The organism is Caulobacter segnis, assembly GCF_031454995.1.
Classification (GTDB): domain Bacteria; phylum Pseudomonadota; class Alphaproteobacteria; order Caulobacterales; family Caulobacteraceae; genus Caulobacter; species Caulobacter segnis_E.
The window spans coordinates 1,110,780-1,127,190 of sequence record NZ_JAVDRV010000002.1 but is presented as its reverse complement, the minus strand read 5'-3'; the positions used below and the strand labels follow the sequence as shown (position 1 = coordinate 1,127,190).

The 16,411-nt window shown below is 68.6% G+C and carries 8 protein-coding genes; all 8 read left to right on the top strand.

The genetic code is table 11. From position 1 onward, the window contains the following. Positions 1–96 precede the first annotated feature (96 nt). From J2728_RS11135 to J2728_RS11100, 8 genes are read left to right on the top strand one after another with little or no spacing between them, the layout of a single operon-like run. Positions 97–2,250 carry a glycoside hydrolase family 2 protein gene (locus tag J2728_RS11135; protein WP_309999099.1) on the top strand — a complete coding sequence of 718 codons (2,154 nt, stop codon included), beginning with the start codon at positions 97–99 and terminating at the stop codon, positions 2,248–2,250. Then, complete coding sequence (locus tag J2728_RS11130; protein ID WP_309999098.1) at positions 2,250–3,899, top strand: alpha-L-fucosidase; 1,650 nt, start codon at positions 2,250–2,252, stop codon at positions 3,897–3,899. The genes J2728_RS11135 and J2728_RS11130 overlap by 1 nt, the downstream gene beginning before the upstream one ends. A 15-nt stretch (positions 3,900–3,914) precedes the next feature. Then, a complete protein-coding gene (locus J2728_RS11125) occupies positions 3,915–5,000 on the top strand; it encodes a glycosyl hydrolase family 18 protein (RefSeq protein ID WP_309999097.1) in 1,086 nt (361 codons plus the stop codon). A 10-nt stretch (positions 5,001–5,010) separates the two neighbouring features. Next, positions 5,011–7,320 carry a beta-N-acetylhexosaminidase gene (locus tag J2728_RS11120; protein ID WP_309999095.1) on the top strand — a complete coding sequence of 770 codons (2,310 nt, stop codon included), beginning with the start codon at positions 5,011–5,013 and terminating at the stop codon, positions 7,318–7,320. A 13-nt stretch (positions 7,321–7,333) separates the two neighbouring features. Then, positions 7,334–9,976: a beta-mannosidase gene (locus J2728_RS11115; protein ID WP_309999093.1), complete on the top strand. Its 2,643-nt coding sequence runs from the start codon at positions 7,334–7,336 to the stop codon at positions 9,974–9,976. Between the two features lie 9 nt (positions 9,977–9,985). Continuing rightward, positions 9,986–12,604 carry a glycoside hydrolase family 3 C-terminal domain-containing protein gene (locus J2728_RS11110; protein ID WP_309999091.1) on the top strand — a complete coding sequence of 873 codons (2,619 nt, stop codon included), beginning with the start codon at positions 9,986–9,988 and terminating at the stop codon, positions 12,602–12,604. Then, a complete protein-coding gene (locus J2728_RS11105; RefSeq protein ID WP_309999090.1) occupies positions 12,601–14,055 on the top strand; it encodes a glycoside hydrolase family 125 protein in 1,455 nt (484 codons plus the stop codon). The genes J2728_RS11110 and J2728_RS11105 overlap by 4 nt, the downstream gene beginning before the upstream one ends. Beyond that, complete coding sequence (locus tag J2728_RS11100; RefSeq protein WP_309999088.1) at positions 14,052–16,382, top strand: GH92 family glycosyl hydrolase; 2,331 nt, start codon at positions 14,052–14,054, stop codon at positions 16,380–16,382. The genes J2728_RS11105 and J2728_RS11100 overlap by 4 nt, the downstream gene beginning before the upstream one ends. The last annotated feature ends 29 nt before the right edge of the window (positions 16,383–16,411 follow it).

The window sequence follows — 16,411 nt, the reverse complement described above, 5'->3', positions numbered from 1 at the left end:
ACAGCATTGGTCTCCGGGGCGAGAGCGATGCTGGTCGGACCTTGAAGGGCCTCGGGTTTTCGGGTCCGCCGCGTTTTTGGGGAGGGACGAACGCGCATGACCAGAACCGGCGCTTTGCTGAGCCTGCTGATCATCGCCCTGGCCTTTTTCGGTCAAGCGGCCCATGCCGGCGCGCGCATAGACTTGGACGGCGCATGGCGCTTCCAAACCGATCCCGGCGATGCGGGCTTGAGCGCCCGTTGGCCTGACGCGGCTCCCGAAGGGGCGCGCGTCGTGACGATCCCGCACACCTGGAACCTAGGCCCCAATGAGGCCTATGACGGCTTGGCCTGGTATTTCCGCACCGTGACGCTGCCGCCCGAGCTGGCCGGCCGCCACATCGAACTGAATTTCGGCGCCACCTTCTACAAGAGCCGGGTCTTCGTGAACGGCGTGGAGGTGGGCGGCCATGAAGGCGGTTTCACCGCCTACCATCTGGACGTCGGCAAGCAGCTCCGCGCCGGCGAGAACCGGATCGCGGTGGCGATCGACAACCGCCCGGGCTTCGCCACCATCCCGGGCTATGCCATGCGACTGCAGGCCTCCGGCAGTGTCTGGTACGACTGGTGGCGCAACGGCGGCGTTCTGCGCGATGTCTGGCTGGACGTCGCCGATGAGGGCCAGATCCGAGGGCAGACGATCCGTCAGCGCCTATCGGGCGACCGCGCGACCGCCGTTTCGCGCATCGCCATCGAGAACGTCGACAGCGCCTCCCACGCCTATGGCGTCGCGGCTCGCCTCGAGGATCCGGAGGGGCGCGTCGTGGCGCGCGCCGAGCGGAGGGTTGAGGTGGCTGGCGGCGGCGCGGCCGAGCCGGTCGTCGAGCTCGAAGTCCTCCGGCCGCAACTCTGGAACGTCGGCGCGGCCAAACTCTATCGCCTGACGGTAGAGCTGCGCGACGAGACCGGGCGGCTGCTCGACACGCGGACCGATGCGATCGGCTTCCGCCAGATCGAGATCAAGGATCGCCGTCTCTATGTGAACGGCAGCCCCGTCCGCCTGACCGGCATGACCCGGCACCAGGACTCGCCTTGGGAAGGGCAGGCCGAGAGCGCGGGGACCATCCGCCGGGACTGGAACGACCTCGCGGCGCTGCACGTGGCCCTGACGCGTCCTGTCCACTATCCGCAGCCCCAGGCGGTCCTCGACGAGGCCGACCGCAACGGCATGCTGCTGATCCCGGAAATCCCCATCTGGCAGATGACGGAGGCTCAACTGGCTGATCCGCGCCTGCTGGCCCTGGCCAAGCGGATGATGAGCGAGATGATCGCCGAGGCCGGCAACCATCCCAGCGTCCTGGCCTGGAGCCTGATGAACGAAAGCGACGCCTCCAAGCCGGGCGGTCTGGCCTTCTTCCGGGCCCTCAAGGCGCATGTGCGGGCCGTTGATCCCGGCCGTCTCGTGACGTTCGCCGACTCCGACGTGACCATCACCTGGAAGCCGGCCCAGGCCCTGCGCGAGGCCGATTTCGTGATGGCCAACGCCTATTTCGGGACGTGGAGCGGCGGGGCCGACGCCGTGGACGCCTGGCTCGACTTCTTCGACAAGACCTATCCGGACAAGATGCTCGTCATCTCCGAGTTCGGCTGGCCGGGCCCGTTCTCCGCCGACCCCAAATCGGCCGACGCCGCGCGCGCCGAGAACCTTCTGGGCCAGCTGGCGGCGTTCGAGAAGCGCGACTTCGTCAGCGGCGCGATCTTCTGGACGTACCAAGACTATCACTCCAGCCGGAACCTCTATGCCGGCTCGGTCGACGGCTATGTCGATCACGGCGTCGTGGACGAGAACCGCCAGCGCAAACCCTCGTACGCCGTCTGGGAGCAACGCAATCGCGTGGTCGACGTCTCGGTCGGCTGGACCGTGGGGGAGGGCGGCTTGAAGGGCTTCGTGGCCAAGATCGCGTCTCGCCCGGCCGGCGCCCTGCCGTCCTATCCGGTGCTGGGCGCCAAGGTGCGGTGGAAGGCTCTGGACCAGAATGGCGCGGTGATCGCGCAGAGCGCGCCGCGAGACCTTGATCTGGCCAAGCCGATCTCCGTGACCGGCGCCTGGGACAAGCCAGTCAATGGCCTGGTCCGCCTCAGCGTCGATGTCCTGGCCGCGAACGGCGTCCGCGCCGGCGGGCAGGCGATCGACTACCGTCCTTTCGCCTTGGGCGCGGCGCCGTTTCCGCCCGAGGCCTCGCAGCTTCCCTCCAGCCCAGCGGTGCGTTGATGTCCGACACCAAGACCGTTTCCCAAGGCCTTGATCGCCGCGCCTTTCTCGCCGCCGCGGCGGGCGGGGCCGCCGCCGTGGCCGCGCCGCCCAGCTTCGGCCAGACGGCGTCGCCGACCGCGCCGACCGCCGACAGGCTGAGCCCGGCCCAGATCGACCAGGCCTGGCGTCGCGCCGCCGCCAAGTTCGACGCGCCGCGCGCGGCGGTGCTGAAGCGCGCCCGCGCGACGACGGCGGCGGGTCCGTTTCGCGCGGACTGGCCCTCTCTGAAGACCTACGCGACGCCGCTCTGGTACCAGGACGCGAAGTTCGGGATCTTCATCCACTGGGGGATCTATTCGGTCCCGGCCTTCGGGGGCGAATGGTACTCGCGCCTGATGTACCAGAAGGGCTCGAAGGAGTACGAACACCACCGGGCCGTCTACGGGCCTCAGGACAAGTTCGGCTACAAGGACTTCATCCCGCGCTTCACCGCGCCGGCCTATGACCCGGCCGCCTGGGCCAGTCTCTTCAAGCAGGCCGGCGCGCGTTATGTCGTGCCGGTGGCCGAGCACCATGACGGCTACACGATGTACGACAGCCGCCTGTCGGACTGGACGGCCGTCAAGACTGGCCCCAAGCGTGACCTCATCGGCGACCTGGCCAAGGCCGCGCGCGCCGAGGGCCTGCATTTTGGCCTCTCCAGCCATCGGGCTGAGCACGACTGGTTCTTCGACGAGGGGCGCAAGATCCCCTCGGACGTCAACGACCCGCGCTATCTGGAGCTCTACGGCCCCGCGCATCCGCGCATGTCGGGCAAGGACGACGCCGATCTCTATGGCGACTTCACCGCCGTCTCGCCGGCCTTCGTCGACGACTGGCTGGCCCGCACGGCCGAGTTGGTCGAGCTGTACGATCCCGAGCTGATCTATTTCGACTGGTGGATCGGCAAGGCCGAGTTCCGCGCCGCCCTCCCGGCGATGCTGGCCCAGTACTACAACGCCCGCGCGGCCAAGGGGCAGGGCGCGGTCGTCAACTACAAGCTGGGCTCCATGCCGGTCGGCGCCGGCGTCCTCGATATCGAGCGGGGCCAGGCGCCGGGCATCCAGGCCAACACCTGGCAGACCTGCACCTCGATCAGCGAGAAGTCCTGGGGCTTCATCGAGAACGACACCTACAAGAGCCCTGCCCAACTGATCCATCTGCTGATCGACGTGGTGTCCAAGAATGGCAACCTGCTGCTGAACGTGGGTCCGCATGCCGACGGCGGCATGCCCCCGGCCGCCCGCGACACTCTGTTGGCCATGGGCCAGTGGCTGGCCCTGAATGGCGAGGCCATTTACGGCTCGCGGCCGTGGCGCGTGTTCGGCGAGGGGCCGACCGAGATCGCCGACGGCTCGTTCCAGGAAACCAAGACCAAGCCCTACACGGCGCGCGACTTCCGCTTCACCACGCGGGGCGGGCGGCTCTACGCCCTGCAACTGAACGCGCCCGAGGGGAGCGAGGCCCTGATCACCTCGATCAAGCCCACCGACCGCGTTCGCGCCGTGACCGCGCTCGGCACTGGCCGGGACATCGCCTTCAGCCAGTCGGCCGAGGGCCTGCGCCTGGCGGTCGGCGGTCAGCCCGTCGACCAAGCCGCCTACGTCTACCGTATCGACCTCGCCTGATTTGAAAGGGCCATCATGCGCCGCATCCTGACCCACGCGCTCTTCGCCGCCGCCCTTCTGGGGCTGTCGCTGACGGGCGCCGCCCAAGCCCAGCCCAGGGCCGCCAAGCCGACCCAGCCGGTGGCTTTGTTCTACCTGATGGAGACCCCCAAATCGACACGCTCGTTCGAGCAGAACATCGACAAGATCGGCCTCCTGGTGCCGACCTGGTATGGGGTGTCGAAGGATGGTCTGGTCACGGGCGCGCCCAATCCCGGCGTCCTGTCCAAGGCCAAGGCCGCGCGTCTGCCGGTCATGCCGATCATCTCGCTGACCGACCGCGCCGGCCTGCATCAACTGATGCGGAATGAAGCCGCCAAGAAGAGCATGGCCGACGCCCTGGTCCGCGAGGCTAAGGCCAACGGCTATGTCGGCTTCCACTTCGACTTCGAGAACATCAGCTACCTGGACCGCGACGCCTTCACCCTAATGGCCAAGCAGACCGCCGACGCCCTGCACGGCGCGGGCTTCACCATGGGGATCGCCGTGGTGCCGAACGCTCCCGGCTACCCGGGAAAGGGCGCCTATTCCAAATGGATGTGGGAGTACTGGCGCGGCGCCTACGACATCGAGGCCCTGGGCAAGATCGCCGACGAGATCAGCCTGATGACCTATGACCAGCACACCCGCTGGACGCCGCCCGGCCCGGTCGGCGGCATGCCGTGGGTGCTGGAGAACCTCGACTACGCCCTGAAGGTCGTGCCGGCCGACAAGCTGTCGCTGGGCATCCCGCTCTACGGTTATCGCTGGTTCGCCGACAATCCCGTGCGCGCCGACGGCAGCGAGGCGGTCAACATCAACGGCGTCTATTTCGATGGCGACGAGTCGATCCCGATGGCGCGCGAGTACGGCGTGAAGGTCCAGTGGGACGATGTTCAGAAGGAAAGCTGGTACGTCCTGTACCGCGACCAGATGAACGAGTGGGTCTCGATGCCCGACGCCCGCAGTTTCAAGGCTCGCTATGACCTGGTCAAGCAACGAGGCCTCGTCGGCTTCAGCGCCTGGGTCCTGGGTTCGGAGGACCCGGCGATCTGGGACGTCCTGCCCGTCGTCAAGCGCTGAGGATTAATAGATGAGCCCCCGCCGCCTCCTGTCCGCGAGCCTCGCGGTCCTGGCGCTCTCGCTGAGCGCCGCTTCCGCCCATGCCGCCGCGCCGACGCCGATCATTCCGGTTCCGGCCGAGCTCATCCCGGGCCAGGGCGCGCTGCTGGTGCGCTCGGGGGCCGTGATTTCCGCGCCGGCCGGCGACGCCGCCGCCCTGTCCGCCGCCCGTCTCTTGGCGGGGCAGGTCAAGCAGACGCGCGGGCTTGACCTCCACGCGCGGGAAGGCGGGGCGGGCGCCATCGTCCTGGTCCGAGACCCGTCGGTGACGGCCGCCGAGGGCTATGTGCTGACCGTGACGGCGAAGGGCGCGCGGATCGCCGCCAAGGACGACGCGGGCCTGCTGTACGGCGCCATGACCATGGCCCAGTTGCTGAGTCCCGACGCGGCCTTCGGCAAGCCGGTGAAGGTTCCGGCCCTGACGGTCCGCGACCAGCCGCGCTTCGGCTGGCGGGGGATCATGGTCGACGTCGCTCGCCATTTTCAGCCGGTGGACGCGATCAAGCTGCTGATCGACGCGATGGCGGCGCACAAGATGAACACGCTGCACATGCACCTGAGCGACGACCAGGGCTGGCGGCTGGAGATCAAGCGCTATCCCAAGCTGACGGAGATCGGCGCCTGGCGCGCCCCGCCGACCGCCGGCGAGGCGCCCTCGGCGACGCCCTATGGCGGATTCTATACACAGGACCAGATTCGCGACCTCGTGGCCTACGCCAAGGAACGCGCGGTGACGATCGTCCCGGAGATCGACATGCCGGGCCACGCCCAGGCCGCCGTCGCCTCCTATCCCGAGATCGGCGTCTTCGGCGATCGACCGCCGGTGGCCGTGGACTGGGGGATCAACCCCTACCTGTTCGATGTCGACCAACCCAGCCTGACCTTCATCGAAGGGGTGCTGGACGAGGTGATGGCCCTTTTCCCCTCGACCTATATCCACGTCGGCGGCGACGAGGCGATCAAGGACCAGTGGCAAAGCTCGCCCGCGGTCCAGGCCCGCATGAAGGAACTGGGCCTGAAGAACGAGCACGAGATGCAGAGTTGGTTCATCGAGCATCTCGGCAAGTATCTGGCCGCCCACGGCCGCCGCCTGATCGGCTGGGACGAGATCCTCGAGGGCGGCTTGCCGGCTTCGGCCTCCGTCATGTCGTGGCGGGGGGAGCAGGGGGCGATCGACGCCGCCAACCAAGGCCACGATGTGGTGCTGTCGCCCGCGCCGACCCTTTATCTGGACAGCCTGCAGAGCGATCGCGCCGACGAGCCTCCCGGTCGCCTGTCGATCATGACCCTGAAGGACGTCTACGCCTACGAGCCCATGCCCAAGGGCATCGCGCCCGACAAGGCTAGCCACGTGCTCGGCGCCCAGGGCAACGCCTGGAGCGAGTACCTGGTCACACCCGCCCAGGTGCGCCACGCGATCTTCCCGCGCCTGGACGCGATCGCGGAAATGACCTGGTCGCCCAAGGAAAGGCGCGACTGGGAGAGTTTCCTGGGGCGCCTGGATATCCAGCGCCTGCGCTATGCGCGACAGGGGATCAACGCCGCCGACAGCGCCTTCGCCGTGAACTTCAAGCTGGACGACGGCCGCGGCGCCGCGCTTCGGACGGGCAAGGCCGTGGTGTCGTTGTCGACCCAGACCAGCTTTGGACAGATCCGCTATACGCTGGACGGCAAGGCGCCGACCGCGCGTTCGCCGCTCTACGCCAAGCCACTGTCGGTTCCCGTCGGCGGCTCGGTGCGCGCCGCCGCCTTCACGGCCGATGGTCGCGCGACGGCGACGCTGCGGATGATCGACGTCAGCCGCGTGGCGCTGTTGAGCCGCGGCAATACCGACCTGACCGCTTGCCCCCTGGGCGCGCTGGGATTGCGGGCGCCGTTGACCTCCGAGGCGGAAGCCGATGCGCCGGCTTTCAACGTCAACCTCTTCGACACCTGCCAGATGTACCCGGCGGCGCCGCTTGATCTGGCCGGCGGCTTCGAGGTCAAGGTCGCGCGCCTGCCGCGCCACTACGGCCTGGCCGGCGACACCACCAAGGTCCGCTGGCACTACAACGCGACCCGTTTTGGCGAACTGGTGGTGCGGGCGGGCGGCTGCGAGGGCTCCGTCGTGGCGACTTTTCCGCTGCCCGATCCGGCGATGGCCAGCAATCGCCTGACCTTCAAGGGCGACCTACCTGCCGGAACCGGCGACGCCGACCTGTGCCTGTTGTTCACGGCGCCGCTGTCGGGTCCGTTCTACACCGTCGAGGCCATGGCCTTGGCCCCTCGCACCGCCCCCTGATCCGGAGACGACAATGTCGCGATCCGCGCTCTTCGCCGCCGCCGCCCTGACCGTCGCGCTCGCGGGATCCGCCGCCCTGGCCGGACCAGTCGAAACCCAAAGCCTGAACCAGGGCTGGAGCTTCCGCCTCGATCCGGACGACGCGGCCGCCAAGACCCACGCCGCCGAGTTGCGGTGGCGGCCGGCGACCGTGCCCGGCACGGTTCAGACCGACCTGCTAGCCGCGGGTCGCATTCCCGATCCCTTCGTGGGGACCAACGAGGCGCAACTGCAATGGATCGGCCTGGCCGATTGGCAGTACAAGCGCACGCTGGACGCCGACGCGGCCCTGCTGGCGCGCGATCATGTGGATCTGGTCTTCGACGGCCTCGACACCTTCGCGGACGTCTTCGTCAACGGGACCAAGCTTCTCTCGGCGGACAACCAGCATCGTCGTTGGCGCGTGCCGGTGAAGTCGGTGCTGAAGGCGGGCGCCAATGAGATCGTCATCGCGTTCAAGTCGCCGATCAAGAAGCTGCAGCCGGAGATCCTGAAGCAGCCCTACGTACTGCCGGGCGCCTATGACTCGGCCTTCGGCGACGAGCCGCCGGCCAAGCACACCTCGACCTACGTCCGGAAGTCGCCCTACCACTACGGCTGGGACTGGGGGCCGCGCTACGTCACCGAGGGCGTCTGGCGCGAGGCGCGGCTGGAGGCCTGGGACGAGGCGCGCATCGACGGCTTCCGCATTCGCCAGGACCAAGTGACCGCCGACCATGCGCGCCTCTCGGCCGAGTTCGAGATCGAGTCCGACGCCACGCGCGTGGTCGACTTGGCGGTCGTTCCGACGGCGCCGGATGGCTCGGCCCTGCCGGTCGCGCGCCAGAGCGTGACCCTGGCCCCGGGCCTCAACCGCGTCTCTGTTCCCGTCCCGGTGGCCGCGCCCAAGCTGTGGTGGCCGGCGGGCTACGGCCGCCAGGACCTCTACCGGTTCGACGCCAGCATCGCCGTCAACGGCGCCGTCGTCGCCAAGACCGAGCGTCGCTCGGGCCTGCGGACCGTGGAGCTGCGTCGCCAGCCCGACGCCTGGGGCAAGAGCATGACGTTCGTGATCAACGGCGTGCCGGTTTTCGCCAAGGGCGCGAACCTGATCCCATTCGATAGCTTCTCGCCGCGCGTCACCGACGCCCAGATGAAGGCCATCCTGACCTCGGCCCGCGACGCCAACATGAACATGCTGCGCATGTGGGGCGGCGGTCACTATCAGAGCGACGCCTTCTACGCGATGGCCGACGAGCTGGGCCTGATGATCTGGCAGGACTTCATGTTCGGCGGCGCCATCCCGCCCTATGACGTGGCCTTCCGCGAGAACACCCGCATCGAGGCCGTCGAGCAGGTCAAGCGCCTGGGCGACCACCCCAGCATCGTCCTGTGGAGCGGCAACAACGAAGTCCAGACCGGCTGGGAGAACTGGGGCGACCGGATCACCTTCAAGACGTCGATCCCGCCCGAGGAGCGCGAGCGCATCGTCATCGGCATGACCACCCTGTTCGGGCAGGTGTTGCGCGGCGCGGTCGAGCAGAACGATCCGGATACGCCCTATTGGGCCGGCTCGCCCACCACCGACTATGACGGCGCCGCCGACCTGCTGACCGACGGCGATCGCCACTACTGGAGCGTCTGGGGCGGCTCGCTGCCGGTCGAGGAGTATCTGAACGTCACGCCGCGCTTCATGTCTGAATACGGGCTGCAGTCGCAGCCGGAGATGCGCACGCTGAAGACCGTGGCCAAGCCCGAGGACATGTCGGCGAACTCCACCGTCATGCGGGCCCACCAGAAGTACGCCAAGGGCGAGGGCAACGAGCGGATTCTGTTCTACATCCGCCGCAACTACGGCGAACCGAAGACCTTCGAGGACTTCGTCTACCTCAGCCAGGTCATGCAGGCCGAAGGCATCGAGTTGGCCGCGCTGCACCATCGCGCCTCGATGCCCCAGACCATGGGCTCGCTGTACTGGCAGCTTAACGACGTCTGGCCCGGCGCTTCCTGGTCCAGCCTGGACTACTACGGCCGCTGGAAGGCGCTGCACTATCGCGCTCGCCACTTCTACGCCCCTGTCGCCCTGGCCGCGATCCACGACAAGGGCGCGACGACCATCACGCTGCTGTCCGATCGCGTGACGCCGGCGCCGGTGCGCTGGCGCGCGCGGGTGATGGATGTCGACGGCAAGGTCCTGTCGGACAGCACGTCGGACGCCGAGCTGAAGCCGCTGGCGGCGACCCAGGTCGCCACCCTCTTGGACGACACGCTGTTCAAGGGCGCGGACTTGGCTCGCACCTTCGCCGTGGTCGAACTGATCGAGGGTGGCAAGACGATCTCGCGCGCGGTCGTCACGCCGCTTCCGGCCAAGGCGATGACCTTGCCGAACCCCGGACTGACATCGACCTGGACCAAGACCGCCGACGGCTACGCGGTGACGATCAAGGCCGCCAAGCTGGCGCGAGCCGTATGGCTGAGCTTCGGCGATCTGGACGCCACCCTGTCCGACAACGCCTTCGACCTGCCTCCGGGCGAGACGGTGACCATCCAGGTTGCTTCCAAGGCGCCGCTGGCCAAGCTCCAGCGCGCCCTGACCCTCCGCAGCCTGTACGGCGCGACCAAGCCCACGACGCCGTAGGACGCCTTGATGATGCTCAGACCCTTGCTCCTTTCGGCGTCGGCGATCGTGCTGACGGCAACCTCCGCTTCCGCCGCCGAGACCCCGGCGGCTCTCGTCTCGCGCATGACCCTGGAAGAGAAGGCGGCCCAGCTGCAGAGCGCGGCCCCGCCGATCCCGCGGCTGGGCGTTCGCGGCTACGAGTGGTGGAGCGAAGGCCTGCATGGCCTGGCGCGCAATGGTCCAGCCACGGTCTTTCCGCAGGCGATCGGCCTGGCGGCGACCTGGGACAAGGACCTCCTGGGCAAGGTCGGCGAAGTGGTCTCGACCGAGGCGCGCGCCAAGTTCAACGCCGTCGGCGATCGCGATCCGGGTCGCTACGAAGGGCTGACCATCTGGTCGCCCAACATCAACATCTATCGCGATCCGCGTTGGGGGCGAGGGCAGGAGACCTATGGCGAGGATCCGCACCTGACCGGCGCCTTGGGCGTCGCCTTCGTGCGGGGCATCCAGGGACCCGATCCCGACCATCCTCGGGCTATCGCCACGCCCAAGCACTTCGCGGTCCATTCCGGGCCCGAGGCCGGCCGGCACGGCTTCGACGTCGATGTGTCGCCGCAGGATCTGGAGGCGACCTACCTGCCGGCCTTCCGTCGCGCGGTGGTCGAGGGGAAGGCGCGCTCGGTGATGTGCGCCTACAACGCCATCCACGGGTTCCCGGCCTGCGCCTCGCCGCTGCTGCTGGACCAAACCTTGCGCCAGGACTGGGGCTTCAAGGGTTTCGTCGTTTCGGACTGCGACGCGGTCGACGACATGTCCCAATTCCACTACTTCCGGCTCGACAACGCCGCCGCCTCGGCCGCCGCCTTGAAGGCCGGGGACGATCTCAACTGCGGCGTCGCCTATGCTCAGTTGCCGGCCGCCGTGCGCCGGGGCGATGTCGACGAGGCCACGGTCGATCAGGCCGTTACCCGCGTGTTCGAGGCCCGCGCCGCCCTGGGCGCCCTGTACGCGCCCGCCCCGAAGAACCCCTACGCCAAGATCGGCCTTCAGGCGGTCAACGCGCCCGCTCACCGCGCCCTGGCGCTGGAGGCGGCGCGCAAGTCGATCGTGCTGCTGAAGAACGACAAGAACCGCTTGCCTCTGGCCCCGACCGCGAGGGTCGCGGTTATCGGTCCCGACGCCGACGCACTCGAGGTTCTGGAAGCCAACTATCACGGCACGGCCGTCGATCCCGTGACGCCGCTGCAAGGTCTGCGGGCCCAATGGGGCGCGGGCAATGTCCGCTACGCTCAGGGCGCGCCGGTCGCCGAGGGCGTGCCCGTCGCCGTGCCCGAGACCGCCTTGCGAACCGGCGTCGGTCCCGACGCGGCGCAGGGTCTGACGGCCGCCTATTTCGACGATCCGGCCATGACCGGAACGCCGCACGTGGTCCGCACCGACCGCGTCGTCAATTTCGATTGGGACCGCACGGCGCCCGCGCCGGGTCTTGATCCGGCCCGCTATGGGGTGCGCTGGACCGGCGCCGTGGTCCCGCCAGGTCCCGGCGAATACGCCCTGGTGGTCGGCGTCGCCCGCTGTTTCGACTGCAAGGGCCATGACCCGGTCCGTCTTTGGGTCGACGACAAGCTGGTGGTCGATGACGACGGCTCGGGCAAGGCGGTCGAGGCGGTGCTGAACTTCGCCGACACCCGTCCGCGAAAGATCCGCTTGGAGCTGTCGCACACCGGCGAGGACCAGGGCGTGCGGCTGCAATGGCGCGCGCCGGCCGCTCCGCAGCTGGCCGAGGCGGTCAAGGCCGCCAGCGAGGCGGATGTGGTGGTCGCCGTGGTCGGCCTGTCGCCCGACGTCGAGGGCGAGGCGCTGCAAATCGCGGTGCCTGGCTTTGACGGGGGCGACCGCACCGACATCGCCCTGCCGGCTCCCCAGCGGCGCCTGCTGGAAACCCTGGCGGCGACCGGTAAGCCGCTGGTGGTCGTGCTGACCTCGGGCGGAGCCATCGAGCTAGACTGGGCCAAGACCCACGCCGACGCCGTCCTGGCGGCCTGGTATCCGGGCCAGTCGGGTGGGACGGCCCTGGCCGAGACCCTGGCGGGGCTGAACAATCCGTCGGGCCGTTTGCCGGTGACCTTTTACCGTTCGGCCCGCGACCTGCCGCCGCTGATCGAGTACGCGATGAAGGGGCGGACCTATCGCTACTTCGACGGCGATCCGACCTATCCGTTTGGTTACGGCCTCAGCTACACGCGCTTCGAGTACGGCCCGCCCGCTGTTTCGACCGCCGCCCTGAAGGCCGGTGATCCGCTGGTGGTGGAGGCCGAGGTGGCCAATGTCGGCGCGCGCGCCGGCGACGAGGTGGCGCAGGCCTATCTGATCCCGCCCAAGCCCGACGACTATCGCGGTCGACAGGCCGATCGCCTGCTGCTGCGCACGCTGGTCGGCTTTGATCGCGTGAGCCTGAAGCCGGGCGAGCGCCGCAAGGTCCGATTCGTTATCTCACCCCGCGACCTGTCCCAGGTCGCCCAGAACGGCGCGCGCGCGGTGGTCCCGGGCCGCTACACCCTGTTCATCGGCGGCGGCCAACCCGGCCAGGCGCCGGGACAGTCGATCAGCTTCACGATCGAAGGCCGTCAGGAGCTTCCGCGATGAGCGCGTGTCTTTCTCGTCGCGAGGCCATGCTGGGCGGCGCCGCGGCCGCCGCCTTGGCCGCCGGCTCGGCCAAGGCCCAGACTTTCGTTTCACATCGCCCACCGACCGCTAGCCGACGCTTCGTCAGTCCGGCCGTCGAGGTTCTGATCAAGCGCGTGAAGGCCAAGGTCGCCGACCCCGAACTGGCCTGGCTGTTCGAGAACTGCTTCCCCAACACGCTGGACACGACGGTGTTCCTGGGCGAGGCGGGCGGTAAACCCGACGCCTTCGTGATGACCGGCGATATCGACTGTATGTGGTTGCGCGACTCCTCGGCCCAGGTGTGGCCGTACTTGCCGCTGGCCGCCAAGGCGCCAGAACTTCGGACGCTGTTCCGCGGTGTTATTGGCCGCCAGGCGCGCTGCATCCTCATCGACCCCTACGCCAACGCCTATATGCGCGATCCCTCCGCGCGCACGAACCTGAAGTGGTCGCTGCGGGACGTCACCGAGATGCGTCCGGGCGTCGCCGAACGGAAATGGGAGATCGACAGCCTCTGCTATCCGGTTCGTCTGGCCCACGGCTACTGGCGGGCGACGGGCGATCTTACGCCATTCGACGCCGAGTGGCGTCAGGCCATGACCGTCGTGGTCCGCACCCTGCGTGAACAGCAGCGCAAGGACGGTCCCGGACCCTACGCCTTCCAGCGGCCAACCACGCTCGCCACCGAGACGCTGATGCTGGAGGGCCGGGGCGCGCCGACCCGCAAGGTCGGGCTGATCCACTCGATGTTCCGGCCGTCCGACGACGCCTGCGTCTATCCCTTCCTGATCCCGTCGAACCTGTTCGCCGCCGCCGTCCTGCGCCAGCTGGCCGAGCTGTCAACCGAGGTCCTGAAGGATCCCGTCTTCGCCGCCGAGTGCGTGGCTTTCGCCGACGAGGTGAGCGCGGCTCTGAAAGCGCATGGCATGACCCTCGCGCCGGACGGCCAGCCAGTCTGGGCGTTCGAGGTCGACGGCTATGGCAACGCGTTGTTCATGGACGACGCCAACGCGCCGGGGCTCTTGAGCCTGGCCTATTTGGGCTGCATCCCGCACGATGATCCGGTGTTCCGCCGCACGGCCGCCTTGGCCTGGAGCGAGCGCAATCCCTACTTCTTCAAGGGCCACGCGGCCGAGGGGATCGGCGGCCCGCACGCGGGTCTCGACCTGATCTGGCCGATGTCGCTGATCATGCGCGGCCTGAACGCCCTGGCCGACGGCGACGACGCCACGGTGCTGGCCTGCCTGCGGACGCTGAAGGCCACCCACGCCGGGACGGGCTTCATGCACGAGGCCTTCCACAAGGACGATCCCAGCAAGTTCACCCGCGACTGGTTCGCCTGGGCCAACACCCTGTTTGGCGAACTGATCGTCGAGATCGCCGACCGCAAGCCCGCGCTGTTGGCGCGGCCCCTGGATTCGATCGCATGACGAAAGTGCCCACCATCGACCGCCGAGGCCTGCTCGCGGGGGGGAGCCTGGCCGGTCTCGCCGCCGCCGTTTCGCCGGTCAGCGCAGCGCCCCGCTGCGATCTGTGCGACTTCGTGGACCCTTTCATCGGCACGGGCGGCCACGGCCATACCTATCCTGGCGCCACCCTGCCGTTCGGCATGGTCCAGCTGAGCCCCGACACCAGCAACAACGGCTGGGATTCCTGCTCGGGCTACCACCAGCAGGACGGCTCGATCATGGGCTTCTCTCACACGCATCTCAGCGGGACCGGCTGCGCCGACCTGCTGGACGTGCTGGTCGTGCCCGCGACCGGACCATTGCTGCTGACGCCGGGCGAGCCCGGCCGCCCCGACGACGGCTATCGCTCGCGCTACGACCGGGCCACGGAGCATGCTTCGCCTGGTTACTATCGCGTGCGCCTGACCGACACCCGCATCGACGCCGAGCTGACGGTCACCGAGCGCGTCGGCCTGCACCGCTACACCTTCCCCAAGGGCGAGCCCGGCCATCTGCTGATCGACCTGCAACATGGCCAGAAGGATTGGTGGGAGAAGGCGCCGGAGACCCGCGTCAAGAACGCGGCCCTGCGCCTTGTCGGCGACGACACCCTGGTCGGCGCGCGCCAGGTGTTCCAGTGGGCGCCGGGCCGCTGGATTTACTTCGCCATGAAGCTATCGCGCCCGTTCAAGAGCGCCCAGCTCTATTCGGCCGACCAGCCGCTGGCCGTCGGTGCGCGCGAGGCCAACGGGGAGAACCTCAAGGCCGTGCTGCGCTATCCCGACGCCGGCGAAGCGCCGCTGCTGGTCAAGGTCGGCCTGTCCGGCGTCGATATCGAAGGCGCGCTAGCCAACCTGCGGGCCGAGGCTCCGAGCTGGGACTTCGACGGCGCGCGGCGCGAGGCGCGGGCGACCTGGGAGAAGGCTCTGTCCGCCATCCGCCTGGACGGCGCGTCCGAGACCGACGCCAAGATCTTCTACACCGGGCTCTATCACAGCCTGTTGGCGCCGACCTTGTTCAGCGACGTCGACGGTCGCTACAGGGGCATGGACCAGAAGGACCACGTGGTCGCGAAGGGGCGGCGCAACTACAGCACCTATTCGCTGTGGGACACCTACCGCACGCTTCATCCCCTGCTGACCCTGGTCGATCCGCGGCGCGCGGGAGACGTCGTCGCGGGCCTTGTTCCCATGGCCGAGGAGAGTCCCAAGGGGCCGTCCGTCTGGCCTTTGCAGGGTATCGAGACCGGCACCATGAACGGCTGGCACGCCGCCGTGGTGCTGGCCGAGGCGCAAGCCAAGGGCCTGGGGAATCTCGATCCGGTCCGCACGTGGAAGGCGTTCCGCAAGCGCGCCTTCGAGGACGATGTCCTGGGCCTGGACTGGTACAAGCGCCTGGGTTTCATCCCAGTGGACGAGGTGGTCGAAGGCGCCAGTCGGACGCTGGAATACGCCTATGACGACTGGGCGATGGCGCATCTGGCCGCCGCCGCCGGGGCCCATGACGACGCCAAGGCCCTGCTGGCGCGCTCGCGCAATTATCGCAACCTGTTCGACGCCTCGACCCAGTTCATGCGGCCGCGCGACGCGGACGGTTCGTGGGTGACGCCGTTCGACCCGCGCGCGTTGGGCCACATGGAGAAGTGGCGCGACTTCACCGAGGCCAACGCCTGGCAGGCGACGTTCCTGACCCAGCACGACCTCTATGACTTCATGACGCTGTTCGGCGGTGAAAAGGGCATGGAGGCCAAGCTCGACGCGCTGTTCACGGCCAGCTCCGAGATGCCGCCAGGCTCGCCGCCCGACATCGCCGGTCTGGTCGGCCAGTACGCGCACGGCAACGAGCCCTGCCATCACGTCGCCTATCTCTACGCCTACTGCGGCGCGCACCATAAGACGCAGGCTCAGGTCCGGATGCTGCTGAAGAGCCAGTACCAGGCCAAGCCGGACGGCCTGTCCGGCAACGAGGACTGCGGTCAGATGAGCGCCTGGTACGTGATGAGCGCGCTGGGCCTCTATCCAGTCGATCCGGTGCTGGGCGCCTACGTGTTCGGCTCGCCGCTGTTCCCGCGCGCCGAGATCGCGGTGGGGCAGGGCCGTCGTCTGGTGATCGAGGCCGAAGGCGTCGCGCCAGACCGCTTCTATATCCAGTCGGTGACCTGGAACGGCGCGCCGCACGACCGGTGCTGGATCGACCATGACGAGATCGCCAAGGGCGGCCGGCTGGTATTCCGCATGGGCGCCAAGCCCAACCCGGCGTTCGGCGCGGCGCCGTCCTCCCGTCCGCCCTCCAAGCCGACGTTCGCTTGATCGTGCGGGGCCGTCTCGCCCTTGGCCTG

Excerpts from the sequence above, each read along its gene's own strand:
- J2728_RS11115 (WP_309999093.1), top strand. The coding sequence starts at position 7,334 with ATGTCGCGATCCGCGCTCTTCGCCGCCGCCGCCCTGACCGTCGCGCTC.
- J2728_RS11130 (WP_309999098.1), top strand. The coding sequence starts at position 2,250 with ATGTCCGACACCAAGACCGTTTCCCAAGGCCTTGATCGCCGCGCCTTT.
- J2728_RS11110 (WP_309999091.1), top strand. The coding sequence starts at position 9,986 with ATGATGCTCAGACCCTTGCTCCTTTCGGCGTCGGCGATCGTGCTGACG.
- J2728_RS11105 (WP_309999090.1), top strand. The coding sequence starts at position 12,601 with ATGAGCGCGTGTCTTTCTCGTCGCGAGGCCATGCTGGGCGGCGCCGCG.
- J2728_RS11135 (WP_309999099.1), top strand. The coding sequence starts at position 97 with ATGACCAGAACCGGCGCTTTGCTGAGCCTGCTGATCATCGCCCTGGCC.
- J2728_RS11125 (WP_309999097.1), top strand. The coding sequence starts at position 3,915 with ATGCGCCGCATCCTGACCCACGCGCTCTTCGCCGCCGCCCTTCTGGGG.
- J2728_RS11100 (WP_309999088.1), top strand. The coding sequence starts at position 14,052 with ATGACGAAAGTGCCCACCATCGACCGCCGAGGCCTGCTCGCGGGGGGG.
- J2728_RS11120 (WP_309999095.1), top strand. The coding sequence starts at position 5,011 with ATGAGCCCCCGCCGCCTCCTGTCCGCGAGCCTCGCGGTCCTGGCGCTC.